Source organism: Caballeronia sp. Sq4a (assembly GCF_023170545.1).
Lineage (GTDB): Bacteria > Pseudomonadota > Gammaproteobacteria > Burkholderiales > Burkholderiaceae > Caballeronia.
This window is the reverse complement of the sequence record NZ_CP084250.1, coordinates 835,573-860,922: the sequence shown is the minus strand read 5'-3', so window position 1 is coordinate 860,922 and position 25,350 is coordinate 835,573. Positions and strand designations below refer to the sequence as shown.

At 64.7% G+C, this 25,350-nt stretch carries 30 protein-coding genes and 1 tRNA gene; 12 read left to right on the top strand and 19 right to left on the bottom strand.

Annotation, left to right across the window (positions count from 1 at the left end):
- Nucleotides 1–117 precede the first annotated feature (117 nt).
- From LDZ24_RS04000 to LDZ24_RS03990, 3 genes are all read right to left on the bottom strand, one after another.
- Nucleotides 118–1,737 (bottom strand): histidine kinase famiy protein, encoded by a 1,620-nt coding sequence (locus tag LDZ24_RS04000; protein WP_256465382.1) that lies wholly within the window; start codon nucleotides 1,735–1,737, stop codon nucleotides 118–120.
- Between the two features lie 102 nt (nucleotides 1,738–1,839).
- Entirely contained in the window at nucleotides 1,840–2,238 is a 399-nt protein-coding gene (locus LDZ24_RS03995; protein ID WP_371747386.1) for a cupin domain-containing protein, read from the bottom strand.
- An 82-nt stretch (nucleotides 2,239–2,320) separates the two neighbouring features.
- Nucleotides 2,321–3,211: a LysR family transcriptional regulator gene (locus LDZ24_RS03990; RefSeq protein WP_248321697.1), complete on the bottom strand. Its 891-nt coding sequence runs from the start codon at nucleotides 3,209–3,211 to the stop codon at nucleotides 2,321–2,323.
- A 126-nt stretch (nucleotides 3,212–3,337) separates the two neighbouring features.
- Here LDZ24_RS03990 and LDZ24_RS03985 point away from each other — a divergent pair, with 126 nt between their 5' ends.
- On the top strand, nucleotides 3,338–4,201 hold the full coding sequence (locus LDZ24_RS03985) for an SDR family oxidoreductase (protein ID WP_248321696.1): 864 nt from the start codon (nucleotides 3,338–3,340) through the stop codon (nucleotides 4,199–4,201).
- An 87-nt stretch (nucleotides 4,202–4,288) separates the two neighbouring features.
- On the opposite strand, the gene LDZ24_RS03980 is transcribed toward LDZ24_RS03985, so the two are convergent.
- Nucleotides 4,289–4,363: transfer RNA gene (locus LDZ24_RS03980), tRNA-Arg, on the bottom strand.
- Between the two features lie 202 nt (nucleotides 4,364–4,565).
- Between LDZ24_RS03980 and LDZ24_RS03975 the strand changes: the two genes are divergently transcribed.
- Nucleotides 4,566–4,877 carry a hypothetical protein gene (locus LDZ24_RS03975; RefSeq protein WP_248321694.1) on the top strand — a complete coding sequence of 104 codons (312 nt, stop codon included), beginning with the start codon at nucleotides 4,566–4,568 and terminating at the stop codon, nucleotides 4,875–4,877.
- Nucleotides 4,878–4,889: 12 nt separating this feature from the next.
- Here the strand turns inward: LDZ24_RS03975 and LDZ24_RS03970 are convergent, their stop codons facing one another.
- Nucleotides 4,890–5,072 (bottom strand): hypothetical protein, encoded by a 183-nt coding sequence (locus LDZ24_RS03970; protein WP_248321693.1) that lies wholly within the window; start codon nucleotides 5,070–5,072, stop codon nucleotides 4,890–4,892.
- Between the two features lie 97 nt (nucleotides 5,073–5,169).
- On the bottom strand, nucleotides 5,170–7,062 hold the full coding sequence (locus tag LDZ24_RS03965) for a bifunctional sugar phosphate isomerase/epimerase/4-hydroxyphenylpyruvate dioxygenase family protein (protein ID WP_248322265.1): 1,893 nt from the start codon (nucleotides 7,060–7,062) through the stop codon (nucleotides 5,170–5,172).
- A gap of 259 nt (nucleotides 7,063–7,321) precedes the next feature.
- On the opposite strand from LDZ24_RS03965, the gene LDZ24_RS03960 reads away from it, so the two are divergent.
- Nucleotides 7,322–8,188, top strand: a complete 867-nt coding sequence (locus LDZ24_RS03960) for a shikimate dehydrogenase (RefSeq protein WP_248321692.1) — start codon at nucleotides 7,322–7,324, stop codon at nucleotides 8,186–8,188.
- Nucleotides 8,189–8,240: 52 nt separating this feature from the next.
- Here the strand turns inward: LDZ24_RS03960 and LDZ24_RS03955 are convergent, their stop codons facing one another.
- The gene (locus LDZ24_RS03955; RefSeq protein ID WP_248321690.1) at nucleotides 8,241–8,942 is read right to left on the bottom strand and encodes a TetR family transcriptional regulator; all 702 of its coding nucleotides are present in this window, start codon (nucleotides 8,940–8,942) and stop codon (nucleotides 8,241–8,243) included.
- Between the two features lie 269 nt (nucleotides 8,943–9,211).
- Here LDZ24_RS03955 and LDZ24_RS03950 point away from each other — a divergent pair, with 269 nt between their 5' ends.
- The 7 genes from LDZ24_RS03950 to LDZ24_RS03920 all read left to right on the top strand — a co-directional run bounded on the left by LDZ24_RS03950 (nucleotide 9,212) and on the right by LDZ24_RS03920 (nucleotide 14,164).
- Nucleotides 9,212–9,481: a hypothetical protein gene (locus tag LDZ24_RS03950; RefSeq protein WP_244848240.1), complete on the top strand. Its 270-nt coding sequence runs from the start codon at nucleotides 9,212–9,214 to the stop codon at nucleotides 9,479–9,481.
- A 219-nt stretch (nucleotides 9,482–9,700) separates the two neighbouring features.
- Nucleotides 9,701–10,204 (top strand): YbhB/YbcL family Raf kinase inhibitor-like protein, encoded by a 504-nt coding sequence (locus LDZ24_RS03945; protein WP_175939842.1) that lies wholly within the window; start codon nucleotides 9,701–9,703, stop codon nucleotides 10,202–10,204.
- Nucleotides 10,205–10,315: 111 nt separating this feature from the next.
- Entirely contained in the window at nucleotides 10,316–11,683 is a 1,368-nt protein-coding gene (locus LDZ24_RS03940; RefSeq protein ID WP_350029420.1) for an MFS transporter, read from the top strand.
- 316 nt (nucleotides 11,684–11,999) lie between these two features.
- Nucleotides 12,000–12,551, top strand: coding sequence for a type 1 glutamine amidotransferase domain-containing protein (locus LDZ24_RS03935; RefSeq protein WP_248321688.1), 552 nt, complete (start codon nucleotides 12,000–12,002; stop codon nucleotides 12,549–12,551).
- Between the two features lie 36 nt (nucleotides 12,552–12,587).
- Complete coding sequence (locus LDZ24_RS03930) at nucleotides 12,588–13,151, top strand: DUF4142 domain-containing protein (RefSeq protein WP_248321687.1); 564 nt, start codon at nucleotides 12,588–12,590, stop codon at nucleotides 13,149–13,151.
- 83 nt (nucleotides 13,152–13,234) lie between these two features.
- Nucleotides 13,235–13,522, top strand: coding sequence for a DUF1488 domain-containing protein (locus LDZ24_RS03925; protein WP_248321686.1), 288 nt, complete (start codon nucleotides 13,235–13,237; stop codon nucleotides 13,520–13,522).
- A gap of 87 nt (nucleotides 13,523–13,609) precedes the next feature.
- On the top strand, nucleotides 13,610–14,164 hold the full coding sequence (locus LDZ24_RS03920; RefSeq protein ID WP_248321685.1) for a hypothetical protein: 555 nt from the start codon (nucleotides 13,610–13,612) through the stop codon (nucleotides 14,162–14,164).
- A 109-nt stretch (nucleotides 14,165–14,273) separates the two neighbouring features.
- On the opposite strand, the gene LDZ24_RS03915 is transcribed toward LDZ24_RS03920, so the two are convergent.
- On the bottom strand, nucleotides 14,274–14,531 hold the full coding sequence (locus LDZ24_RS03915) for a hypothetical protein (RefSeq protein ID WP_248321684.1): 258 nt from the start codon (nucleotides 14,529–14,531) through the stop codon (nucleotides 14,274–14,276).
- 192 nt (nucleotides 14,532–14,723) lie between these two features.
- On the opposite strand from LDZ24_RS03915, the gene LDZ24_RS03910 reads away from it, so the two are divergent.
- Nucleotides 14,724–15,176, top strand: a complete 453-nt coding sequence (locus LDZ24_RS03910; RefSeq protein WP_175939835.1) for a PA2169 family four-helix-bundle protein — start codon at nucleotides 14,724–14,726, stop codon at nucleotides 15,174–15,176.
- 101 nt (nucleotides 15,177–15,277) lie between these two features.
- On the opposite strand, the gene LDZ24_RS03905 is transcribed toward LDZ24_RS03910, so the two are convergent.
- Complete coding sequence (locus LDZ24_RS03905; RefSeq protein WP_244848233.1) at nucleotides 15,278–15,508, bottom strand: hypothetical protein; 231 nt, start codon at nucleotides 15,506–15,508, stop codon at nucleotides 15,278–15,280.
- A gap of 287 nt (nucleotides 15,509–15,795) precedes the next feature.
- Nucleotides 15,796–16,158, bottom strand: coding sequence for a BON domain-containing protein (locus LDZ24_RS03900; RefSeq protein ID WP_248321683.1), 363 nt, complete (start codon nucleotides 16,156–16,158; stop codon nucleotides 15,796–15,798).
- Nucleotides 16,159–16,655: 497 nt separating this feature from the next.
- Between LDZ24_RS03900 and LDZ24_RS03895 the strand changes: the two genes are divergently transcribed.
- Nucleotides 16,656–18,143, top strand: a complete 1,488-nt coding sequence (locus tag LDZ24_RS03895; protein ID WP_206467814.1) for an RNA polymerase factor sigma-54 — start codon at nucleotides 16,656–16,658, stop codon at nucleotides 18,141–18,143.
- 124 nt (nucleotides 18,144–18,267) lie between these two features.
- Here LDZ24_RS03895 and LDZ24_RS03890 read toward each other — a convergent pair whose 3' ends face one another.
- The 9 genes from LDZ24_RS03890 to LDZ24_RS03850 form a co-directional block, all read right to left on the bottom strand.
- Nucleotides 18,268–19,176 carry a YihY/virulence factor BrkB family protein gene (locus LDZ24_RS03890; RefSeq protein ID WP_248321682.1) on the bottom strand — a complete coding sequence of 303 codons (909 nt, stop codon included), beginning with the start codon at nucleotides 19,174–19,176 and terminating at the stop codon, nucleotides 18,268–18,270.
- 134 nt (nucleotides 19,177–19,310) lie between these two features.
- A complete protein-coding gene (locus LDZ24_RS03885; protein WP_175939830.1) occupies nucleotides 19,311–19,673 on the bottom strand; it encodes a chemotaxis protein in 363 nt (120 codons plus the stop codon).
- A gap of 125 nt (nucleotides 19,674–19,798) precedes the next feature.
- The gene (gene otsA, locus LDZ24_RS03880; protein WP_248321681.1) at nucleotides 19,799–21,247 is read right to left on the bottom strand and encodes an alpha,alpha-trehalose-phosphate synthase (UDP-forming); all 1,449 of its coding nucleotides are present in this window, start codon (nucleotides 21,245–21,247) and stop codon (nucleotides 19,799–19,801) included.
- 187 nt (nucleotides 21,248–21,434) lie between these two features.
- Entirely contained in the window at nucleotides 21,435–21,671 is a 237-nt protein-coding gene (locus LDZ24_RS03875; RefSeq protein WP_175939828.1) for a hypothetical protein, read from the bottom strand.
- Between the two features lie 229 nt (nucleotides 21,672–21,900).
- Complete coding sequence (locus tag LDZ24_RS03870) at nucleotides 21,901–22,107, bottom strand: hypothetical protein (protein ID WP_248321680.1); 207 nt, start codon at nucleotides 22,105–22,107, stop codon at nucleotides 21,901–21,903.
- 232 nt (nucleotides 22,108–22,339) lie between these two features.
- A complete protein-coding gene (locus LDZ24_RS03865) occupies nucleotides 22,340–23,743 on the bottom strand; it encodes a sigma-54 dependent transcriptional regulator (RefSeq protein ID WP_175939826.1) in 1,404 nt (467 codons plus the stop codon).
- Nucleotides 23,744–24,100: 357 nt separating this feature from the next.
- Nucleotides 24,101–24,298, bottom strand: coding sequence for a hypothetical protein (locus tag LDZ24_RS03860; protein WP_248321679.1), 198 nt, complete (start codon nucleotides 24,296–24,298; stop codon nucleotides 24,101–24,103).
- A 70-nt stretch (nucleotides 24,299–24,368) separates the two neighbouring features.
- Entirely contained in the window at nucleotides 24,369–24,686 is a 318-nt protein-coding gene (locus tag LDZ24_RS03855) for a YqjD family protein (protein WP_248321678.1), read from the bottom strand.
- 69 nt (nucleotides 24,687–24,755) lie between these two features.
- Nucleotides 24,756–25,118 carry a hypothetical protein gene (locus LDZ24_RS03850; protein ID WP_248321677.1) on the bottom strand — a complete coding sequence of 121 codons (363 nt, stop codon included), beginning with the start codon at nucleotides 25,116–25,118 and terminating at the stop codon, nucleotides 24,756–24,758.
- Nucleotides 25,119–25,350: the final 232 nt, after the last annotated feature.

Genomic DNA, 25,350 nt, shown 5'->3' with positions numbered 1-25,350 from the left:
TCGGAGTTCGAACGCCGCCACCGACGAAAGTGGCCACCTACGAACAAAACGATAAGCATACCGAATTCAATACACCGCGACGCTCAGGTAAGCCTGCGCTCGTCGCAGGCTTCGCGGTCAACTGTCGGTGCCGGGATTGTGCAGCGCCTGCGATATCGCCGCGCGCAATTCGATCGCCTGATACGGCTTGTGGAGCACCGGAAACTCCGTGCCGTCGATGTCGTTTCTCGCGATGGACGTGTCGGCATAACCGGTCGTCAGCAAGACGCGCAGCAGTGGCTTGCGGCGTTTCGCTTCCTGCGCGAGCATCACGCCGTTCATGCCTCCCGGCATGATGAGATCGGTGAAGAGCAGTTCGATCTGCGCGTCCCCGCCCAGTATCTCGAGAGCGTCATGCGCCCCATGTGCGACGCGCGTCTTGTACCCGCCTTGCTGCAGGATCATCGCGGCGACTTCGGCCACGTCGGGCCGGTCATCGACGACAAGGATCGTCTCGTTGTGCGCGGACTCGGCGACACGCCGGTGCCGCTGCTCGGTGGATGGTTCCGCCGCCACCGCCGGGAAGTAGAGCCGCACTGTTGTGCCGTGGCCCGGCTCGGAGTAGATATCGACCGCGCCGCCCGATTGTCTCGCGAAGCCGTAGACCATCGACAAACCCAGGCCCGTTCCCTTTCCTTCTTCCTTCGTCGTGAAGAACGGGTCCATCACATGCGCAAGGATATGAGCAGGAATGCCGGTGCCGTTGTCGCTCACCGACACCCACACATACTCGCCGGGCGTGAGTTGCGCGAATCCGATGGGCCTTCTATCGGTCAGCGACAGATTGCCGGTGCGCACCGTGACTTGAGGCTTGTCCTTGCCGTGCAGCGCGTCGCGCGCGTTCAGAAGCAGGTTGAGCACCGCCACTTCCAGTTGCGAAGCGTCGAGCTGACAATTGCGCAGCGCCGGGTCCGGAACGAAGTTGAGCGCTCCGCTGTCGCCGAACGTGTTTTCCGCGAGTTCACGAATGTCGGCGAGCCGCGCGTTCAGGTTGATGATTCGGCCGCGCAGTTCCTGCTTGCGCGCGAATGCGAGCAGTTGCTGCGTGAGCGTGGAAGCTCGCGTGATGGCATCGCGCGTCCGTTCCACCGGCATCACGAACCTGCTGAGATCGAACCGCTCTTCGATGCCGAGCTTCATCACATCGACATAGCCGCTCATTACCTGCAACAGGTTGTTGAAGTCGTGCGCGATGCCCCCGGTCAACTGCCCGAGTGCCTCCATCTTCTGCGATTGCCGCAGCGCCTCTTCCGCGTCGCGGCGGCGGCTGATATCGAGTTGAGACGCGAAGAAATACACGATCTCGCCGGCCTCGTTCCTGACCGGCGAGATAAAGAGCGCGTTCCAGAAGGTCGATCCGTCCTTGCGATAGTTCAGCACCTCGATATTGATTTCGCGGCCCTGCTGGACGGCATCGCGAATCTCGGAGACGGTGGCCTGGCTCGTCTCCGGCCCTTGCAAGAGCCGGCAGTTCTGCCCGATCAGTTCTTCGACGCTGAAGCCCGTCAGATTGAGGAATGCCGAGTTCACGAAGACGATCGGATTGTCGGGCTGATTCGGGTCGGTGACGAGCATGGGCATGCGTGTCGTCGAAACAGCCGCGAAAAAGATATCGTTCGAATGGTCGCTGAAGGATGGCCGTACGTTGCTTACGGTGGGGCGCTCGATGTTCAATTTTTGTCCTCGTTTTAGCCGCATCCACCGTCTTGGCGGTGCGCGAGGACCGCCGAAACCCGGCGATGTGTCGACGAGGATTCTAGCTTGCGGCGCCCAACGTTGTCGCTTTCGCGTAGACGTGAATCACGCTCGCGGCGCACCGCTCAACTGCTCGTCTATCGTCCGCGTCAGCGGCGACTGCACGTCGCCCGTGTGCTTCGTCTCTACGGGCTCGATCAGCACGATCCAGCATTCTTCGTCGGCGACCGGGTTATGCAGCGTGCCGCGCGGCACGACGTGCATGGAGCCTGCGGGCAAATGCACGGCTCGGCCGCCTTCGTATTCGATGGTGAGATTGCCGCGCACGACGAAGAACAACTCGTCTTCGTTCGCGTGGTCGTGCCACGCGAGTTGACCGCGCACCTTGGCGACCTTCACATACTGATCGTTGACCTGCGCGACGACTTTCGGCGACCAATATTCGCGGACATCGCTGAACGCGGCTTCGAGGTCGAATGATTCGGCAAACTGAAGAACAGACATGGTCATCTCCACATGAACAGGACGTTTGGTCGAGCGTGACGCGGACTCTAGCGCATAAGCGGACGATCTGCCCGAATCACCGTCATTCGATGAGTGCCGCGAGTTCGTCCGCCGTGCCCAACGGAAACGACGCCTTGAGGTGCGCGAGAAAAGCCGACACGCGCGTGCTCAACAAGCGCCTCGACGGATACAGCGCCCACAACGCAATCTCCGGCCCGTCGACATCGCCCCAATGTGCGAGCTTGCCCGCGGCGATATCCCGGCTCACCAGCGACAGCGGCAGACAGGCGGCGCCCACGCCGAGGCGAACGGTGTCGCGCACCATGACGAGCGACGACAGTTGCGCGACCGGCTCGATGAGGATGCGCGCTTTTCCGCGCGCGCCGATCACGTCCCAGTACGCCGTGTCTTCGGGCGTGCCCCGAACGACTGCGCGAACGCTGGATTTCGCAGCGGGTCGCTTGAGGCCCGGCTTGGCCACGACAACGAGCCGGTCGCGCAAGAAGATGCGCCCGACGAGCGTCTCGTTCGGTTCGGGATTGACGCGGATCACGAGGTCATACCCTTCTTCGATCATGTTGACCGGGCGATCTTCTGTCGTCACTTCCATGCGGACGTGCGGGTACTTCAGGACGAACGACGCGACCAGCTTTCCCATGGCTATCTGCGAGAAGAGCGCGGGCGCGCTGATGCGCAAGCGGCCGCGCGGCTCATCGCTACCGGATGCAATGGCGGCGGCGCTCTCGTTGAGTTCGGCAAGGAGCGCACCCGTGCGCTCGTAGAGCGCGCGGCCTTCCTGCGTGAGCACGACGCCGCGCGGCCCGCGTTCGAAAAGCCGAATGCGAAGGTCGTTTTCGAGTTCGGTGACGCGGCGCGAGAGCGTCGCTTTGGGCCGCTCGGACGCGCGAGCGGCTTCTCCGAAGCTGCCGTAACGCGCGACGAGATTGAAGTCAGCGAGAGCGAGAAGGTCCATGCGGGTCCTAGTCAGCGTGCCAGGGGTGTTCCATGAGTGAGACGCCTCGTCTCTATATCACATCTTCCGGACAGTCAGTGGATCACTTACCTTAACTGCATGCCAACCACTTGAAGGAGTTTCGCCATGACTATTCTCGTTACCGGCGCCACCGGCCGCGTCGGCCGTCAGGTCGTCGAACAACTCGTCAGCCGCCATGTAGACGTGCGCGTGCTCGTGCGCGATCCATCGAAAGCGCACTTCCCGGCCGAAGTGACGGTCGCACAGGGCGATATGCTCGACGTCGATTCCCTTCGCCGGGCCTTCGCCGGCGTGCGCACGCTGTTCCTGCTCAACGCAGTCGCGGGCGACGAGTTCACGCAGGCGCTGATCACGCTGAACATTGCGCGCGAGTCGGGCGTCGAGCGCGTGGTCTATCTGTCCGTCATGCACGCGGACCGGTTCGTCAACGTGCCGCACTTCGCGGTGAAGTTCGGCGCCGAGCGGATGATTGAGCGAATGGGGTTCAGCGCCACGATCCTGCGCCCTGCGTACTTCATCGACAACGAACTGATGATTCGGGACGTCGTCGTCGATCACGGCGTTTATCCGATGCCGATCGGGAGCAAGGGCGTCGCCATGGTCGACACGCGCGACATTGCGGAGGTCGCGGCCATCGAACTGTTGCGTCGCAACGAGGCCGGCGCGGATCTTCCCGTGGAGGTCATCGATCTCGTCGGACCGGACACACTGACGGGCACCGCGCTGGCGTCCATCTGGTCCGACGTGCTCGGCCGGCCGGTGGTCTACGGCGGCGACGATCCGAGCGGGTTCGAACAGAACCTTGCGAGCTTCATGCCGAAGTGGATGGCCTACGAGATGCGCCTGATGGCCGAGCGTTATGTCAGCGACGGCATGGTGCCGGAAGCGGGCGACGTCGAACGGCTTGTGCGCATGCTGGGCCGTCCGCTGCACACGTACCGCGACTTCGTCACGCAGCTGGCGGGTTGAGCGGCGCGGTTGCTGATTGACGAGGACGAATCGGCATCCGCGGGTGCCGACGAAGGGAGGCGTCGGCGGCGCATTGGGAAGCTATCGTGGTCCCCCCGACAGGAATCGAACCTGTATCTAGCGCTTAGGAGGCACTCGTTCTATCCATTGAACTACGGGGAGCGGACCGCACGTCCCGCCGAGGGCCGAATCGACTAAAGCGGGCACCCAAGCGGGCGTCCGGGCTGGCGGGAGCGCAGAGTATAGCAAACGCATTCGACAGCCATGCGCGCGCCGGCCCAAAAAGCATCGGCGCAAAGGTTTGGCGACACAACCGCGGGTTTGTCCCTATCAAGTTCCGCCCGAGCGCGCCGCCATCGGACACATGGACCCCACATCCGATATCAAGCCCCAGGGCGCGTTTTCGGCGTTGCTGGCAGACCAGGACCTCGCGCATCTTCAGAAGGTGCTGCGTCGTTCGCTGTCTTGCGATCTCGGCGGTCCATTGCTGCCGCCCTCGTATTGGCGGGAGCGGCTGGCTGCCATCACGCGGCAGGCACATCTGTCGCATACGCAGATTCAGATCGTCCACCGGCTGTATCTCGTGATCGATGCGTTCGAAGCCGCGTCGGCCACGAGCGATGCCGATGCAGAACGCCCCGCGCCCGACGATCCGCAAGCCGCGTCAGGCGCGTGAGCGGCCCGTCGGTCAGTGCCGGTGCCTGAGCCACCACTCGCGCAGCGAATGGCCCGGCGCGGCCGCGCGCGTCGCTGCTTTCCCGCGATGCGCCCGCCTCTCGCGATATTCGTCGCGCCAATCATGCGCGAGCAACACGAGGCCGATCGCGGCGAGCGCCGCGACGCCGATGAGGATGTCGGAGAAATCGAGCATGGCGCCCTCCTGCTTGCGGCTGCCGTGATGATTCCATGATAGGCGGCGCGCGGCGCAAGTCAGTGACATGCGAGGCGGTATTTGCGCCGATACTGCCCTACGCTGCCTGCCGAGCGCGCTGTTGCTGCGCGTGCGCCGCTAGCCGCACCGCCGCGTTCGCCGCGCCGTAGCCATCGTAGCCACCGCGTCGCTCGATCACTTCGAGAAAGAAGCGCTGATCGAGCTGCTCCGTGTAGGCGTGGAAGAACTCGCCGCCGCGCTCGTCGCGGTCGTAGAGGATGTTGTGTTCGCGCATCGCGTCGATCTGCTCGTCGGGCAGGCCGTAGCGCGCCACGAGGTCGTCGTAGTAATTGCGCGGAATGCGCAGGAACTGCACGCCGTCCGCCTCCAAGCGAGGAATCGCGTCGAAGATGTCGGGCGTGCTGAACGCGACGTGATTCAACCCCGAGCCGCGATACGTCGAGAGCGATTCCGACACGGCCGTGAAGCGGTCCATCGACGCGTTGAGGGCAATGCGCACGGAGCCATCGCGGCTTCGCACCGCGCGGCTGCGCACGAGCCCGTACGGATCGGGCACGAGCACGCTCGCTTCCGTCTCGAAGCCGAACGCGCTGCGGAAGAAGAGCACCCACGTATCGAGCGCCTCGGCCGGCAGCGAAAGGCACACGTGATCGATGCGCGAAAGCGGCCCGACTTCGTAAGGGCCGTCGATATCCGTCAGAACGAAGTCCGATTCCCATAACGTCGGCGCGCCGGGCGCTTCATCGACGAAATAGTCGAGGCTGCCGTCCGGCGACTGCACGCCCGGCACCACGCGCTCGTTCGGTCCCACGCGGCCCGAGAACGGCTTCGAGCCGTAAGCGGCGGCGCGCTCGAACGCGCATTTGGCGTCATCGACATGAAACGCCGACGCGCACAGCGACAAGCCGTGCTGCTGAAAGAACGCGCTCGCGAAAGAATCGGCTTCCGCGTTCAGCACGATCGATCCCGCGCCGTGCCGATACAGCGTCACGTCCTTCGACCGATGCGTGCCCGCGAGCCGGAAGCCGAGCTTGCGCAGCCAGTCGGCGACGTGCTCGCGCGTCGTGTCGTCCACGGCGAATTCGAGGAACTGGAAGCCGATGTGCGCGGGCGGCGCGGGCGGATCGAAGAGTTCCGCGGGCGCGCGCTCGCCCATGCGCGCGCGTGTCTGCTCTTCGAGAAAGCGCAACGAGCGATGCCCGTCCGCCGCGGTGATGGCGGTCGGCGCGGCGCGAAAGCCGTCGTTGAAGATTTCGAGCGACAGCGGCCCGGTGTAGCCCGCCTCCAGCACGCGCGCCATGAATCCGGCGACATCGAATGCGCCCTGCCCCGGAAAACAGCGATAGTGACGGCTCCATTCGAGCACGTCCATCGAGAGCACGGGCGCATCGGCGATCTGCACGAAGGCGATGCGATCGCCGGGAATGGCCGCGATCTCATCGACGGAATCGGCAATGGACAGCGTATGGAAGCTGTCGAGCACGAGACCGAGGCTCGGATGATTCACGGCATCCACCAGCCGCCAAGCGTGCTTGTACGAGTTGACGTGCCGGCCCCACGCGAGCGCCTCGTAGCCGACGATCACGCCCGCTTCCTCGGCGAGGCGCGCGAGCACGCCGAGCTGATCGACGATGAGCGCGTCGTCGGCGACGGTGTCCGGCGACACGTTGCTGCACGCGAGCATGCGGTCCGCGCCCAGTTCGTGCATCAGGTCGAACTTGCGTTTCGCGCGCTCGACGTTCTTGGCGAGCCGCTCGCCGCTCACGCCCTCGAAATCGCGAAACGGCTGGAACAGATAGATGGCGAGGCCCAGGTCGTCGCACAGACGCCGGACGTCGGCGGGCGTGCCGTCGAAGTAGAGCAGATCGTTTTCGAAGATCTCGACGCCGTCGAAGCCCGCCGCGCGAATGGCCTTCAGCTTTTCGACGAGCGTCCCGCTGATGGATACCGTCGCGATGGATGTCGGGATGGAACGCGGCATCGCTGCCTCCTCTGCATTTCGTTGCGGGGTGAACCGTTAGAGTGTAGGCGCTCTGCACGCAGTCCACGTCATTGTGTGCGAGCATAACAAACTAACTAGATGGTACAAAATACGTGAAAATACCGAAGGACAGGATGCGCGCGCACGCGCACACTGCGCTTGCAATCGCCGCACTGCACCATCGCGCCCTCTTTCACTGCTGTACGCTACGTGCGAGCGTCTAGCCTCTTCTCGCGGGAGCACTCGCATGACCAGCAAAACTTCGTATCTGATCGGACTGATCGGCTCGGGCATCGCCGGATCGCTGACGCCCGCCATGCACGAGCAGGAAGGCCGCGTGCTCGGGCTGAACTACGTGTATCGGCGCATCGACCTGCAGGCGCTGAAGCTGGAGCCGTCCGCGCTTGCCGACTTGTTGATCGCCGCCGAGCGCATGGGCTACGACGGCCTGAACATCACGTATCCGTGCAAGCAAAGCGTGATCCCATTGCTCGACGAGCTCGATCCCGACGCCCGCGCGCTCGGCGCGGTGAATACCGTCGTGCTGCGGGACGGCAAGCGCATCGGCTACAACACGGACTGGTCCGGCTTCGCGCGCGCGTTCCAGCGCGGCCTGCCGGATGCGCCGCTCGGCCGCGTCGTGCAACTGGGCGCGGGCGGCGCGGGCGCGGCGGTCGCGCATGCGGCGCTCGTCATGGGCGCGAACGCGCTTACGCTGTTCGATTCGGACGAGGCGCGCGCATCGTCGCTCGCGGCGGAGTTGGCGGCGCGCTTTCCGGATCGCGAAGTGACGAGCGGCGGCGACCTGCGCGAGACATTGCGTCCGGCCAACGGCCTGATTCACGCGACGCCGACCGGCATGGCGAAGCTGCCCGGCATGCCGCTGCCCGCGGAGTATCTGCACAAGGACTTGTGGGTGGCGGAGATCGTCTACTTTCCGCTCGAAACCGAGTTGCTCAAGACGGCGAAGGCGCTCGGTTGCCGCACGGTGAGCGGCGGCGGCATGGCGGTGTGTCAGGCGGTGGATGCGCTGCGCATCTTCACGGGACGCGAGCCGGACGCCGAGCGCATGTTCGCCCACTTCCAGACTTTGCTGCCCGCTGACGCCAGTTAAGCGCGGCATCGAAAACAAAACGGCGGCCTCGCAAGAGAGCCGCCGTTTTGTTTTAGTCTTCGCGCCGCATGTAGCACAGCACCGCTTCGATAATCATCTCGCGATGCCGCGCCCGCGAGCGCGGCCCGGACGGATCGCGCCCGAATGCGGCGCTCCACGTATGGCGGTTCGCCACGCGATGAAAGCAGAACGAGCTGATCATCAGATGCAGGTCGAGCGGCTCGACATCGTCGCGAAAACGCCCCGCCGCGACGCCTCGCGCGATGAGATCTTCGAGTGTCTTGACGACTGTGGCATTGCGCGATTTGAAGGTCTTCGACTGCTCGACATACTTCGCGCCGTGCACGTTCTCGATCGTCACGAGACGCACGAAATCGCGATGTTTGTCGTGGTAGTCGAACGTGAAACCGATGAGCTCGCGCAGCGCCTCTTCAGGGTCCATCTCCGCGAGTTCCAGCTCCTGTTCCAGCGCGCGGATATCGCCGTAGACCTGTTCCAGCACCGCCTCGTACAGCCCTTCCTTGCTGCCGAAGTAGTAGTACAGCATGCGCTTGGTAGTGTTGGTGCGCTCCGCGATGGCATCGACGCGCGCGCCCGTGAGGCCCATCGCCGAAAATTCCTGCGTGGCGATGTCGAGAATATTGCGCTTGGTCTCCTCTGGATCGTACTTGCGTCGCCCCTCCGATCCGGCCGGCGTGGACGCAGCACTGGCGGCCTTGCTCACCTCGGTGGCGGCCTTGCTTGCTTTTTTCATGTTTGCGTCTGAGAACGGCATTGGGAAACGATTCTAGCATGGGGGTCATAGCCTTCTTGGCCAAGGAAAGCCCTTCTTTTCAAGGCTTCATCTATACTTTTTCGATGCCCGATTCCCTCATTCGATTCCACTCATTCCACATGCCGCGTCCCGCAGTTTTCGCCGCATGCTTGGCCTTGTTTTGCACGCTCTGCGCGAGTGCGTCGGCGCAAACGCAGCTTCCGCCGGGCCATCCATCGAGGCCGCAACTGCTCGCGGCCGAAGGCGTCATGACGAGCGCGAACATCGCGCGCGGCGCGGCCGATATCTGCCATATCGATGCCGCCAAGGTCGCGCGCTTCAAGGACGCTGCGCGCGCCAACTTCGTGGACGCGCCCGACTTCGAGGCCGAATGGACGCTCGGTTATCGCCAGGCGCAAGCGACGGTGGACCGCTTCGACAAGCTGAAGACGAGCAATCCGGCCGAGTACAAGAAGGAAATCGACGAGGCGTGTCCCGCGCTGAACCGCGGTATCGACGAAGTCACGCAGCCGCAATAGCGGCGGACGCCTGTATCGAGCATCGCGGCATGGCGCCTCTTAATCCGCGTATATCGCCGATGAGCCGCCCGCAGAAATTCAGGGGCGGATGCTACACTCGACGCGCTCCCCCGGCGCTCGCTCCATGGCGGGCACATTCGCTGCGTCGCTTCGCGCAATCGAAGAAGCGCCACGCGCTGCGGGGCACGCTTCTATCGCTCATCAGGAGGCATGACTCTCATGGCTGATTTCCGCATCTGGTCCGACGAATTTCCAGCGAACGGTTTCATGACCCGCGCGCAGGAACTCGACATGCAGGCGTTCGGCACGTCGGGCGAGAACATCTCTCCCGCGCTCCAGTGGGAAGACCCGCCCGCCGACACCAAAAGTTTCGCGCTCACCGTGTACGACCCGGACGCGCCCACGGGCAGTGGCTTCTGGCACTGGGTCGTGGTCAACATTCCGGCCGATGCCCGCTCGCTGCCGCGCAATGCCGGCAAGGCCGACGGCAGTCTGCTTCCTGCGGGCGCGCTGCAACTGCGCAACGACTACGGCACGGTCGGCTTCGGCGGGGCCGCGCCGCCGCGCGGTGACAAGCCGCATCGCTACATCTTCCGCATTCACGCGCTGCAGGCGGAAAAGCTGCCGCTCGACCTCAACGCGACCAACGCGGTCGCGCGCTTCATGACGCACCTGAACGAAATCGATTCGGCGACCTACACGGGTCTCTACGAACTCAAGTAACGCGTGAGCCACGCAGGCCGGGCCGCATGATCGATCACGCGGCCCGACGCCACAAGCGATTTGAAAACGGCGCGACGTACAATGCGCCGCCTTGCCACTCAAGATCCGTCGATGGATTCCGACCAAGGCCTGCCCCTTCCCCAACGCTATTGGGCGATTGTCGTCGTCGCGCTCGGCATCACGCTCGCGGTGCTCGACGGCGCGATTGCCAACGTCGCGCTGCCGACCATCGCGCGCAACCTGTCCGCGACACCCGCCTCGTCCATCTGGGTCGTCAACGCGTATCAGCTCGCCGTCACCATCTCCCTGTTGCCGCTCGCCTCGCTCGGCGACCGGATCGGCTATCGGCGCGTGTATCTCGGCGGCCTCGCGCTGTTCACGCTCTCGTCGCTCGGCTGCGCGCTCTCGGGATCGCTTGTCGCGCTTACTCTCACGCGCGTCGTACAGGGCTTCGGCGCGGCCGGGATCATGAGCGTCAACACGGCCATCGTGCGCATCATCTATCCGCAGAAGCAACTGGGGCGCGGCGTCAGCATCAACGCCACCGTGGTCGCGATCTCGTCGGTGATCGGTCCGACCGTCGCCTCGGGCGTGCTGTCGGTCGCGTCGTGGCCGTGGCTCTTCGCGATCAACGTGCCGATCGGGCTCGCGGCGCTCGCCATCGGCATGAAGTCGCTGCCGCGCACGCCGGGCCACCGGCAGCCGTACGATTACGTGAGCGCCGTGCTCAACGCGCTGTTCTTCGGCATCGCGATCGTCGCGGTCGATGGACTCGGCCACGGCGAACATCGCCCGTTCGTGATCGCAGAGTTCATCGCGACCGGCGTGATCGGCACGATCTTCGTGCGGCGGCAACTGAACCAGAGCGCGCCGCTCTTGCCCGTCGATTTGCTGCGCATTCCGGTGTTCGCGCTTTCGATCGGCACGTCGGTGTGTTCGTTCTGCGCGCAGATGCTCGCGTTCGTCTCGCTGCCGTTTCTGCTGCAGGACAGCTTCGGCATGAGTCAGGTACAGACCGGCTTTCTGATGACGCCGTGGCCGTTCGTGATCGTGTTCGTCGCGCCGCTCGCGGGCGTGCTCTCGGACCGCTATCCCGCCGGATTGCTCGGCGGCATCGGGCTGGCTGTGCTGACCGTGGGACTCGTTCTGCTCGCGACCGTCGGCGGGCATCCGGGAGCCTTCGACATCAGCTGGCGCATGGCCATCTGCGGGCTCGGCTTCGGCCTCTTTCAGTCGCCGAACAATCGCCAGATGCTGTCGTCGGCGCCCCGTCATCGCAGCGGCGGCGCGAGCGGCATGCTCGGCACCGCGCGGTTGACGGGGCAGACGCTCGGCGCCGCGCTCGTCGCGCTGATTTTCGGTCTGGAGCCGCATCGCGGGCCGTTGATCGCGCTCGGGGTTGCGGCGGTGTTTTCGGCGGCGGCGGCTGTTGTCAGCATGCTGCGGCTTGCCAGTAAGCAGAGCGTGGAAGCGGCGTGAAGCGCGGCGCTCCTCATTGACGAGATCCGCATCGCGGGCCGTTAATCGCGCTCGGCGTCGCGGCGGCATTCTCTGCGGCGGCGGCTGTCATCAGCCGTCATCCGCATCCTGCGCATCGCTAGCAAGCACAGCGTCGAACCGGCCTTACGCGCATTCCGGCTGCAACTCGCCCGCCATCCATCACGCCCGCTTCTGCATCCATCGCAAGCAATAAGGCGATCAATTGGGCACAACCCTTGCTCCCCTTTCGGGCGTGAATCCGCGCAGACATCTGTCGCGCGACCGTCCGAACCGAGCAATAAAAGGAGTTGTGTTCATGGCGATTTCCCTCAACGGCTACAAGGTAGCGATCCTCGCCGTCGACGGCTTCGAGCAGGCCGAACTCGTCGATCCGCAGCGCGCGCTGAAGGAAGCCGGCGCGCAGGTCGACGTCATCTCGCAGAAGCCCGGCGAGATCCAGGGTTTCAAGCACGTCGACAAGGGCGACACCGTGAAGGTGGATCGCACGCTCGACGAAGCAACCGCCGCAGACTACGACGCCGTCGTGTTGCCGGGCGGCGTCGTGAATGGCGATGCCATCCGCCTCGACGCGAAAGCGCAAGCCTTCGTCAAGGAAGCCGATCAGGCGAAGAAGCCGATCGCCGTCATCTGCCACGGCGGCTGGCTGCCGATCTCGGCGGGCATCGTCGCGGGCCGCACGATGACGAGCTGGCCGAGTCTTCAGGACGACGTGCGCAACGCCGGCGGCACGTGGGTCGACCAGGAAGTGCAGATCGACGGCAATCTCATCACGAGCCGAAAGCCCGACGACCTGCCGGCCTTCAATCAGGCGCTGATCGAGGCGCTCAGCAAAGCGCGCGCTGCCTGAATGCGCCGGCTCGACCCACGAACCGGAGTCACGCCGATGCCACGCCAGAGCCGTTTAATCGCCCGTCTCAGCGCCCTTCTGTTCGCGGCCTGCGCGACCCTCGCCCAGGCGCAGACCGAAGACGCCGCGAGCGCCAGCACGCCTGCGAACGCGCCGCCATCGCAGAAGCTCTCGGCGGCCGACCAGCAGTTCATCCAGGACGCCGGCACCGCGGGCGCGACCGAAATCGCGGCGAGCAAGCTGGCGCTCACGCGCTCGGGCGACAAGGACGTGAAGGAGTTCGCACAGCGAATGATCGCGGATCACGCCAAGCTCGCGCGCAACCTCGATGTCATCGCGAAGCGCCACGGGATCACGTCGCCGCCGAGCGCGGATTCGTCCGTCACCGGCAGTCTGCAAAATCTCAAGGGGGCCGAGTTCGACAAGGCCTATATTGAGAAAGTCGCGCTCGCCGCGCATCAGAAGGCGGTCGAGCTGTTCGCGAAGGAGAGCGAAAAAGGCAACGATGCCGCGTTGAAGGCGGCGGCGGCGAAGGCACTGCCGATCCTCCGTCATCACTACGCGATGGCGCAGCAACTAGCCAAGGCGAAGGCGTCATGAGCGCCGGGCACCTTCTCGACCGCGCGGACGCCCCATGCGTTCGCGCGTCCGCCGGCCCTCGTCCGGCTTATGAGGACTCGACCATGCACATTACGTTTTCCGACGATCCCCCCGTCTACAACGGCGACGATCTCGCCATCCACTTCACGGCGCTCGTCGATGGCGAAGCAGTCGTCTGCTCGATCAGCGCCGAGGCGCTGGAAGACCATTTCGGCGCGAAGTCGCCGCGCGAGGAAGACCTGCTACCCGCGTTCGAAAGCGGCGCGGCGCGCATTCGCGCGGTGTGCGCCGAGGCGCTCGACGACAACGGCGGCCAGTCGGTCGTGCTGCGCAGCGGGCTCTTTCGCGTGGCCGGCATGGAGCCGGACTGATTCCGCGCGCGTCTATGAACGGCTCCGCGCCGCGCGAGCCGCATTCGCGGGCCACATCCGATTAACCGATACTAAAAAGGAGGAAACATGTCCCTGATCATCGCGGGCCGGTTCCAGACTTTTCCTGACGCAGAAACGGCTGCCCAGCGGCTCTTCGCGAACGGCTTCGTGGAAGAGGACGTCACGCTGTTCTTCGTGAACCCGAGCGGGCAGCACGCGCGCTTTCCGATCGGCGGCGACGTCCATACCGACAAGGGCGCGGGCGCCGCGCCCAAAGGCGCCGGCAAGGGCGTGACCATCGGCGCGGTGATCGGCGCGGTCATCGGCGCGGCGATCTTCGCCTTGTTCAAGGCGCCGCTGCTCGTGTCGGTCGTCGCTGCCGGCGTCGGCGCGTATATCGGCTCGCTCGCGGGCGCGATGTCGCATACCAAGAAGAAGCCGGGCGCGCCCTCGCAACCGGAGGAAGAGCCCACGCGTCATGCCGGCGTGCTGGTGGCTGTGCATGTGTCGCCCGAGACGTATGACCGCGCCGCGAACATCCTGCGCGAAGCCGGCGGACTGGATATCGAACGCGCGTCGGGCCGCTGGAAGCAAGGCCGCTGGAGCGACTTCGATCCGCTCAAGCCGCCACAACCGGTTTGATCGTTACGGTTCGAAGATCACGCCTACAAAAGCTAGGGCGCCCGGTTTTCGCCGGGCGCTTCTTCGTGCGTTCTTCATGCTTGTTCGTTCTACGCAGCAATGCGCCGCATCAGAGCCACAGCCGCTCGGTCTGCGTCGGCTCGATACGCGCGCGCGGGCGGCAATCCGCGGGGCGCGGGTGCGCTCGCGTCGAGCCATGCGGCGACGGCTCGCATAGCTGCGAATAAGCTGCGCGCATAGCCGCGGCAGCCGCCGAAGCAGCGGACCGGTCGATCGCTTCCGCACGGACGTGCAGCGCGATCGCCGACGCCACGATCGCAACGAATACGAAAAGCTCGCGATTGGCGAGCACGCGTGACCATTTCATCGATTTTCCTGTTGCCTTTGTCGCTGCGCGCCCTGCGTGGGACGCGTCGTGATATTTGCGGCAGACGGCCAGCAATGCGCGTGCCGCAGCATACGTCCGTCCGGGCACGCGACGTGCAATACCTAACCGGCAAGCGCGCGCCTCGCACCGAGGCTGCGTCGAACGCAACTTCGTCACTAAAAGGAGGTGTATATGAGCACGAACGTCGTATCGGTACTGAATGACCTCATCGAAACGTCGAAGGACGGGGAAAAGGGGTTCCTCAAGGCCGCTGAAGACACGCGTGACCCGAGCCTCAAGCTGTTGTTCCAGAACCGCGCGGAAGCCTGCGCGCAAGGCGCCATCGAACTGCAAGGTCTCGTGCAGCGTCTCGGCGGCAAGCCGGAAACCGGCGGCTCGATCTCCGGCGCGCTGCATCGCGGCTGGGTGGATGTGAAGTCGGCGGTGACGAGCCCGACCGATCACGCGGTTCTCGCGGAATGCGAGCGCGGCGAGGACGCGGCGAAGAAGAACTACCGCCAGGCGCTCGACAAGGACCTGCCGGCCGATATCCGCGCCGTGGTCGAGCGGCAGTATCAGGGCGTGGTCGAGAACCATGACCGCATCCGCGATCTGCGTGATCAGTACGCTGCCGCGAAGTCCTAAAGCGCGAATCGTTGTCTCAGGCCATCGCCGCTTTCATGCGGCGATGGAAAAGCAAAACGGCCACTCACGTGGCCGTTTTGTCGAGCGCGAACCGCGGCGGCTTAGTGCGGCTGGCCCTTGTCGTTCGTGCCGAGCGACGAAGCGGCAGCGGCCGCCGACGCGCCCTTCAGCTTGTGGCTCTTGTTCTGCTGATGCAGATACGTGCCCTTCTTCTTCGCATGCGCGCCGGAAGCCGCGTCCGTCGTCGCGGCGCTGTCCGATGCCTGCGCGAACGCCGTCGTCGTGAATGCGAGCGCAAGCGCGCCGATCAATGCCATCTTCTTCGTCTTCATCAAGAGCTCCTTTTGCCGGGGCTTTTAGCGCCGCAGTACGGCGCTTCTCGCCGCCTCTAGTGACGCCTGAACGGGCCGTCTGTTTTTAGGGTGTCAACGATGCTGCGAGGTGATGCATCTTCTGCTTCGAGCCGCGAGCGGCATGACCGCCTGATGCGCGAACCCGCGCCCGGAGCCCGGTGTGCAGCCTTCTTCGGCCACATACCGGACGCCTGCGCGGGTTCGTTTGCTCGCGCCCTGACCCGCCGAGGCAGGCCGGGCATACGAACTATGCCATCACTTTCGTGTTAGTCGGCAGCAATTTTAAGATGGTTCTTCACGGATGCAACACCCGAGACTTCCTTGACAACCTGCTCGGCATTCGTCTTGTCTTCTGCCGACGGCACGGTGCCGGTCAGCGAAACGACGCCGCCGCGCGTCTTCACGTGGATGTGCGTGGACTTCACGTTCTTTGCGCTGAGCAGTTCGGCCTTGACCTTGGTCGTGACCGCGCCGTCATCCACCTTCTTGCCGACCTGATCCATTTTCTGGCCGACGGACGGTTCCGAGCCCGAGGAGGACGACGTCGAGTTGATCTGAGCGCCTGCGTTGAGCGCGAACACGACGCACGCGATACCGCCGGCTGCTTTGAGGAATTGAGTCGTCTTCATAGTGATACTCCTTGTTTTCAGTTCTGGTCTTGCGCCCCGGTCTTACCCGCTCGGTCGCGGGACATGGATGGAGCGCCCCGTTTGTGCTGCTGGTCTGGTGCCTGTTGCATGCTGCGTCATCCGGCCGGCGTCGCCGCGCCGACCGCGAGGACGGTGACGCAACATGCGTGCCGGATCGCGTCGGACGAAAGCTTCGTTCGGCGGCGAACACGTTCGCAAGGCTGAAGTCTGCGGGCACTCAGCGGTTTCGGCGCCCTCGCGCGCCATGCCGCCGAGGGCAGCGAAAACCCCGCGCGCCAAGCCTCGCCCGGCGCGGTGCTTTTGTCTGAGCCCGTGTAAAAACTGCGTGAAAGTGGCCTTCCGCACGCATCAATGCGGCGCCCGCCGAGAGAAAAAACTCAAGCTCAGCATGGCTTTAGCAATCGGTGGCATAGCTGTTGCTTTAGCTGGTCGACACACACATCGACCCCGTCAAGAACATCGAGGATTAGCAAGCAATGCCGCCTTCACTCGAACTCCGCACCAAGCAAAGCCTTGCGCTCACCCCGCGCCTGCAGCAGTCGGTACGCCTGCTGCAGCTTTCGTCGCTCGAATTTCAGCAAGAGCTGCGTAACGCGCTGGATACCAACCCCTTCCTCGAATACGACGAGTCGCAAACCGAGGACAACGCTCTCGGCGCGGACAACGGCAACTCGATGAGCGACACCGCGCTCTCGCCCGCCGCCGACAGCCCCGCCGAGGCGCCGCTCGCCTCGGAAACCAGCATGGACGGCGATTCCGGCGCGGACAGCGGTTCGCGCGACGACGCCATCAGCGAATTCTCGTCCGACCCGTTCGGGCGCAACGCATCGCGCAACAACGGCGATGGCGAAGGCTCCGATCCGGCCGACTGGGTCCGCATCGAACCGTCGCTGCACGAAACGCTGCACGACGCGCTGCGGCTCTATCAGCTCAACGAACGCGATCGCGCGGTGGCGCAGCTCATCATCGAGGCGCTCGACGATGACGGCTATCTGCGTCAGGAATTGAGCGAACTGGCCGATGTCGTCGACATCGAGCCGGCGATCAACGAGGACGAGCTTAATATCGCGCTCAAGCTCGTGCAGTCGCTCGACAAGCCGGGCGTCGGCGCGCGCAATCTGTCCGAATGCCTGACGCTGCAACTCGACGCGATGCCCGAAGACACGCCGGGCCGCGACGTGGCGCGAGAAATCGTCGCGCATCATCTGGAGCGGCTCGCGCGCCGCGAGCAGGCCGAGTTGCAGAAGAAGATCGGCTGCAGCGCCGAGGAACTGCGCATCGCGTGCGCGCTCGTGCGCCGTCTCGACCCGAAGCCGGGCGAGAACTACGGCCAGAGCGAAGACAACTACGTGGTGCCGGACGTGATCGTGCGCCAGGTCAAGAAGCAATGGGTCGTGACGATCAACCCGGCGGTGCTGCCGCGCGCGCGCATCCATCGCATGTACGCGGAACTCTTTGCGCAGTCGGCCGGCGCGAGCCGTTCGCCGCTCGCGCAGCAGTTGCAGGAAGCGCGCTGGCTGATCCGCAACGCGCAGCAGCGCTTCACGACGATTCAGCGCGTGGCCGAATGCATCGTCTCGCATCAGAAGGCGTTCTTCGACTACGGCGAGATTGCGCTGAAGCCGCTCGTCCTGCGCGATGTCGCCGATGAGCTCGGCCTGCACGAATCGACCATTTCTCGCGCGACGGGCAACAAGTACATGTCGACGCCGCGCGGCATCTTCGAGTTCAAGCACTTCTTCCCGCGCGAACTCAGCACGGAAAGCGGCGGCACGTGCTCGGCCGCCGCAGTGCGCGCGCTGCTGAAGGAAATGATCGCGAAGGAAAACACGCGCGATCCGCTCTCGGACGTGAGTCTCGCGAAGATGCTCGCCGATCAGGGCGTGATCGTCGCGCGCCGCACGGTGGCGAAGTATCGGCATCTGATGAAGGTGCCGCCTGCGGAACTGCGCAGGCAGGCTTGAGGCGGAACGCCGCAAGCAGTTTCCGCGCTCCCTGCACTCAGCGAAGACCCGGTCAAGCGAATCGCAGAGCAGCACAGCAGGAAGCGCCATGTCGGGCCGCCCAGATCGGGCGGCCTTTTTTTCGTCAGCGCCAGCCGGACTCGCGATGCGTGCGCTTGCGCGCCGCCGTCGCGGAAATCTCGGCGCCCAGCAGAAAGACCGCCGCCGAGTAGTAGAGCCACAAGAGGATGACGGCGAGCGATCCCGCCGCGCCGAACATGTTCGCCGTGCCCGCGTGTTGCACGTAGAGCGCGAGAAGCCGCTTGCCGCCTTCGAACAGCAGCGCCGCGGCGGCCGCGCCGAGCGCGGCGTCGCGCCAGCGCATGCGCGTCGTCGGCAGAAACTTGAGCAGGACGGAGAACGCGAGCACCAGCATCGCCAGCGAAATGGCGTGACGCGTGAGGCTCGATAGCACGACGAACGGATTGCCGTCGCCGAGCGCCCAATGGCCGAGCACTTCGACGGCCGCGTCGAGCAGCAGCAGCGCGACGACGAGCAGCCCCGCGCCGACCACGAGCGCGAACGACATCACCCGCACGCGCAACAGGCCGACGATGCTCTCGCGCGTACTGACGAGGGGCGTGGGCCAGATGACGTTCAGCGCGCTGTGCAGCGACGAGAACGTGGCCGACGCGCCGACCAGCACGCCCGCAATCGACAGCACCGCCGTGCTGCGCGCCATGTCCGCGTGCCACGCGTTCGCGACGATCGCTTCGAGCGTATGCGCGGCGTCCGCGCCGACGATGCCGCTGATTTCATGGAAGAGGCGCCCCTGTACGGCGTCCGCGCCGAAGAAGATGCTCGCTACCGCGATCACGATGACGAGCGTCGGCGCAAGCGAGAACGCAGCGAAGAACGAGATGGCCGCCGAGAACATCAGGCAGTGGTCCTGAATCCACTGCGTGACGGGATCGGCGACCCACGAAAGCCAGCCGAAGCGCGTGGTGCGGCCTTCGGCGAGCGGTGTCATCGGGTCGGGAACGTGGCGGTTCATCGGCAAGGGCGGCGCGGGCGTGCGCTTTTCGTGGTTCGACCGCCGATGTTAGCGTTCCCGGGCAATGCGCGTAAAAAAGCGCGCACGGAATGATCCGCGCGCGCTTCATTCTTGCGACCGGCCGGCCGGAACCGTCAGACGTCTTCCTCGTCGGCGTCGGGATCGACGGCTTCGTCGTCGGCGAGATCGGTGATCTCCGTTTCATCCTCGACGCCATCGGGCAGAATGTCCGCGTTCGCGAAGAGATTGTTGTCGCCGTCGGCGGATGCGTCTTCGCCGGTGCCGGAGCGATCGCTGTCGCTGTCGAGCTGCGCATCCGACAGGCCGAGCGCGTGGGCGTCGAGTTCGTCTTCGATGTCGCCCGGACGACGCATTTCGCCCTGCACGTCAGAGCCGGAGTCCGAAGAATCGCTCGGGCCGAGCGCGCCGGTGCCGTGCCCCTTGCCCCATTCCGTGCCGCCTTCTTCCGGCGGATTCAGTGTGCTTCCAGTCATCATCGATCTCCTTCGAGTGTGTCGATGACGAGATCGCAAGGACCGTTCCGCGCTTGGCATCGCCCAAGTGAAAAGCCCCGCGCTTCTTTCGATGTGCGGGGCTTCGTGGTAAAGCGGCGGCCGAGCGATCAGGCCCGCGCCGCCCGCTTCGCTTCGGATGCGCCCTGCTTCACCGTCTTGACCGTTTTCGCCGTCACGGACGTCGCCGTCGCGACGCTGCGCAGATCCGACAGGAAGGAATCACGCCAGACGGAGAGGTTGTTCTTGCGCAAAGGCGCCATCATGTCGGCGTGGCGCGCCTGGCGTTCGGCGAGCGGCATCGAGAGCGCGCGCTCCAGCGCCTCGGACATCTGCGAGAGATCGAACGGATTGACGACGAGCGCGCCCGGCAACTGATCCGCCGCGCCCGCGAACTGCGAGAGCACCAGCGCGCCCGGATCTTCCGGGTCCTGCGATGCGACGTACTCCTTCGCGACCAGATTCATGCCGTCGCGCAACGGCGTCACATAGCCGACCTGGGACAGCCGGAACAGCGCCATCAGCAGATTGCGTTCGTACTTGCGATTGAGGTACTGAATCGGCGTCCAGTCGAGCTGCGCGAAACGCCCGTTGATGCGCCCCGCCTCGCCTTCCAGATTCTGGCGGATGCGCTGATACGTTTGCACGTCGGCGCGCGTCGGCGGCGCGATCTGCACGAGCGACACGCGGCCGTGCCAGCCCGGCGCGTTGAGCAGAAGCCGCTCGAATGCCTGAAAACGCTCGACGAGACCCTTCGAATAATCCAGCCGGTCCACGCTCATGATGAGCTTGCGGCCGCGCATGGAGTCGCGCAGGCTCTTGACCTGCTTGCGCGTCGAGTATTGCTCGGCGGCTTTCGCGATCGCGTCCGGATAGATGCCGATCGGATACGCGCCCACCTTCAGCATGCGCCCGAACGCCTGCAACATGCCGTCGTCGCTGAAATGGCCGCGGCCGCTGCGCTCGATGTAGTCGATGAACGACTGCTTGTCGCTCTCCGTCTGGAAGCCGACGACATCGAACTGGCATAGCGCCGTCATCAGTTCCTCGTGCGGCGGCACCGTGCGCATGACTTCGGGCACCGGAAACGGAATGTGCAGGAAGAAGCCGATGGGATTCGTCACGCCGATCTTGCGCAACTCCTGCGCGAACGGCAGCAGATGGTAATCGTGGACCCAGATGATGTCTTCCGGCTGCAGCAGCGTCTTCAGCTTCGCGGCGAGCGTCGCGTTCACGCGCATGTAGCCTGCGTATTCTTCGCGGTCGAAGCGCGAGAGGTCGTTGCGATAGTGGAAGGTCGGCCAGAGCGTCGCGTTCGAGAAGCCGCGGTAGTACTGGTCGTAGTCGCGCCGCGTGAGTCCGACGGTGGCATAGGTCACGTTGCCGTTTTTCTCGACAACGGGCGCGGCCGCTTCGCCGACGATCTCGCCGCTCCAGCCGAACCACACGCCGCCCGTCTCCTTGAGCGCGTCCAGCACGCCGATCGCGAGCCCGCCCGCGCTGGGCTTGCCTTCCTGGACCGGCGCGACGCGATTCGATACCACGATCAATCTGCTCATTACGGCGTCACTCCATCAGTTATCGTTGCTGCTCAATTGGCGACGAGAAACATGCAAGTCCTATGCCTTTTTGCCCGCTATCGAGTGGGAAATTCGTATCCAGATGTTACCGGCGAACGAAAACACGCGGCGAAACGCAGCCGCGTAGAACTTTATGCTTGTGATGGTTGGCCCGGGCGGATGACGCTCACGCGTCCTGCTCGGAGCCGAGGTCGCGCTGATAGTCGATGCCTTCGGAGCGCACGCCGCCCTGGTTGTGTTCGCCATCGGGCGGAACGCCAGGCGCAGGGCGGTTCTGACCGGCCGGGTCGTGATGCGCAGGCGGCGTGACCGACGTCGGCGCGGCGCCGTTTTTCGCGGCTTCGGCGCGGGCTTCGCGCTTGGACGAATGACGCGCGGAGCGTCGCAGTGCGGGATGCCTCATTGATGCCTCCAGAAAGAAGGCCGTCGCGAATGGACCTCGGCGGCGTCGGACCGATGCGCTGCTGGCTTTGCTTGCGACTGCCGGCAGCGCGGTTTGAGAAGAAACGACCGGCCACCGTAGGCGACGCCGGTCATTCGTACTTTGTCTGTTGTAATCCCTACGCTCGGGATGGAAGATTGTTCAAGGCTTGCACGACATCGGTGAATCGGTCCGCCGCGGCTCGCGCGCGTCAGCGGACATGCGGTGTTTCGTTCGGCCCGGGCGGCGGATCGCCGATCGGCTGCGTCGGCGGCTCGGGCGGATCGCGCGTCGGGTCTGGATTCGTATCGGGCGGAATCGGCGTCGGCGGCGGCGGATCTGGCGGCGTCACCGGCGGGTCCGGCGGCTGTGGCGTCTGCGCGCTGAACGGCGCGCGCTCGGAGGCGAAATCGGACATTGCGGGCTCCTTGCGGTCTTGTGATCGTGGTTGCATCTTCGTCCGGAGAGCGGCTGCTGTCCCGTCGAACGCGGATGTCGCATGGATCGGCAGCAAGGGTTATGCCCCTGATTTCACCTCGGCCGACGCGTCCATTCCTGTCATTATCGTTGCTGAAAGCGCGCCTGCCAACAAAAACGCCCGCGCTTTTTGCAAGCAGCGGGCGTTGTTTTCATGTGAAGATAAGCGACGTTCAGCGATTTTCGCTTTCCGATTCGTTCACGTCTCCGCCTTCGCCGACGGCCGCCTTGTTCGCATCCTCGCCGTACTCCACGAGCCGGTTGTAGAGCGTTTTCAGGCTGATGCCGAGGATTTCCGCCGCCCTCGTCTTCACGCCGCCGCATTGTTCGAGCGTCGCGAGAATCAGTTGCCGATCCGCTTGCGCAAGCGACGTCCCGAACGGAATCGTCACCGCCGTGCCCGACGAAGGCCGCGACAGCGAGATTTGCAGCGGGACGGTCGCGGTGCTGTCGGAATCGGAGCCGGACATGATGTACGCGCGCTGCACGTAGTTCTTCAGTTCGCGGACGTTCCCCGGCCAGTTGTACGACGCGAGCATCTCGCGCACCGCCGGCGGGAAGTCCTTCTTCGTGTTGTAACGGGCGTTCAGCTCGTCGAGGAACGCCTGTCCGAGCAGCTCCACGTCCTTGCCGCGTTCGCGCAGCGGCGGCAGGTTGATCGGGAACACGTTGAGCCGGTGGTATAGGTCGAGCCGCAGCTTGCCTTCGAGCACGGCCTGCTCCGGATCGCGGTTCGTCGCGGCGATCAGGCGCACGTCGGTCTCGATTTCCTTCGTCGTGCCGACGCGCATGAACATGCCCGTCTCCAGCACGCGAAGCAGCTTCACCTGCAGTTCGATCGGCATTTCGGTGATTTCGTCGAGGAACAGCGTGCCGCCGTTCGCGCGTTCGAAATAACCCTTGTGCTGACGATCCGCGCCCGTGAACGACCCGCGTTCGTGACCGAACATTTCGGACTCGATCAGGTTCGGCGAAATCGCACCGCAGTTCACCGCGATGAACGAATGCTTGCGGCGCAGGCTGAGCTCATGCAGCGTCTGGGCGGCGACTTCCTTCCCCGTGCCCGACTCGCCGATCAGCAGCACGGAGGCCGCCGTCGGCGCGACGCGGCCGATCTGGTCGTAGACCGTTTGCATGGCGGGCGAATTGCCGAGCATGAGCCCGAAACGGCCCATGCGGCGCAACTCGCCGCGCAGCGTGCCGATTTCCGCCTTCAGATCGCCGGCGCGCGGCAGGCGCGACAAAATCGCCTTCACGCGCTGCATGTTGATGGGCTTGACGAGGTAATCGGCGGCGCCCATCTTGAGCGCGCTCACGGCGGATTCGACCGTCGCATGCCCGGTGATGACGATAAATTCCACGCCGGAGCGCGGATCGAGATCTTCGAACAGGTCGACGCCCGTTCCGTCGGGCAGTTTCAGGTCGGTGAAAACGACGTCCGGCGTCTGCCGCACGAGCTGGATGCGCGCTTCGCGCAGATCGCTGGCGGTGGCCGTGGTCAGTCCGTCTTCGCCGATGATCGCGGCTAGCGCCTCGCGGGTACTGGGATCGTCATCGACAATCAATACGTGTGGCATTGCGTCTCGAATTCTTCCAAAGCGTTTCAGGGTCACACGCCGCGTGGCGGCGTGGTCTTCTCCGGGCGACTGGGGCCGTCCGGGCCGGTGCGTCTGGGGGGTCGGGCGCCCGTGGGGCTAAAACCCGACCGCGAAGCGCAGAAAACAGATTAATTTCCGAAAGTTCCGCACGCTTGGGTCTCTGAGCCGTAAGTTTTTCCAATTCGCGACTTATGGCAGAGGTTCAATGATTATAAGGGTTTATCAAGATAAAAACGCACGCCGCGAGGGCGTGCGTTCTATTGCGTGGGGATCGCGAAGGGCTCGGCGCAGTGAGCCGATGCGCCCGACCGCGTGGTGCCGACGCGAATTGCGCGATCAGCTTTTTGGGAAATGCCAGGCGTCCGGCGTCCCGCCGACGACGTACTTTCCGCCGCGCGAGCGTCCTCCTTGCCAGCGGTTCGTGCCGCTGAGGGCGCGTCGCCCGTTTGCGTCCTGCGACTGCACCCATTTCCAGGCGAGCACGCTGCCGACGGCGAAAAGCGCGCCGAACACTCCAATCGATGACCGTGCCATTGTTGTTCTCTCCCGTGTCGTTGAGTTCGATGCCGCGCGCCCGTCAGAAACGGGCGAACGATCCGCGCGATCAGCGCGAAATGATTGCGGCGAGCAGGAAACCCGCAGCAGCCGCCATGCCGAGCGACTGCCACGGATTCTCGCGCACGTACCGCTCGGTGCATTCGATGCTCGCCCGATAACGGCTTTGCGCGTTCGCCTGCGCGTCTTCGAGCGCGGCGCGTGCCGTGTCGGCGTGATCGCGCAGACGCGAGCGCAGCGCCTCGACGCCCTCGCCCGGCAGCGCCGACGACAGGCGCAACAACTCTTCCGAGTCGTTCAGCAGCACCTTGATGTCTTCGATGATCTTCTGCTTGCCCAACGCAAGCTGGACAGTCGTGTGACTCATGAATCAGTCCTCGCCAAGTGGGTCCTCCGCAAAATTGCGGATCTCATTACAACTACAGCGGCCAGGCGACTACTGCGCCTTCGGCACCGTCACGGTCAGCGGCCGATGCGCGCCGCTCGCTGTCATGCGCGCGCGCAGCCGCCGGATGATGCCGCTCGCCGTCAGCGCGCCGCCTGCCACACCGAACACGAGGCTCGTCACGTTGGCGGCGCGAGCCAGCGCGGGCGTGCCGGCCGCGTAACCGAGCACCGCGCACATCAGCGCCGTCACCAGCGCGACGGCCGCCCAGTGATAGATGTCGATCGGTTCGCCCGCCGCGAGTTCCTGCCGATCGCCCGACGGCCGCGCGCCCCTGTCGCGAGCCGGCCGCGCTTGTGCCGCCTGATCGCGGCGCTCGTCGGCGGCAACATCGAAATCGAAAATGTCTTCCATGATGTGCTCGACCTCTCCCGTTGCCCGTTCTTCAGCTTCCCGTCTCGGGCATTCGAATAAGGATGAGTAAGGTGAAGCAGCTTCCGTGCCATTCGCGCAAAGGCGGCGCGCCCGCGGGCGTCTGCGCAAAAGTCGAAATAGACGCGCGGCTGTCGGGTAACTCTTACGCCGTGGACTTGTAAATTCGCGGCGCGCACGGAGAACCTTTCCGGATACCGTGCGCGGCGCAAAA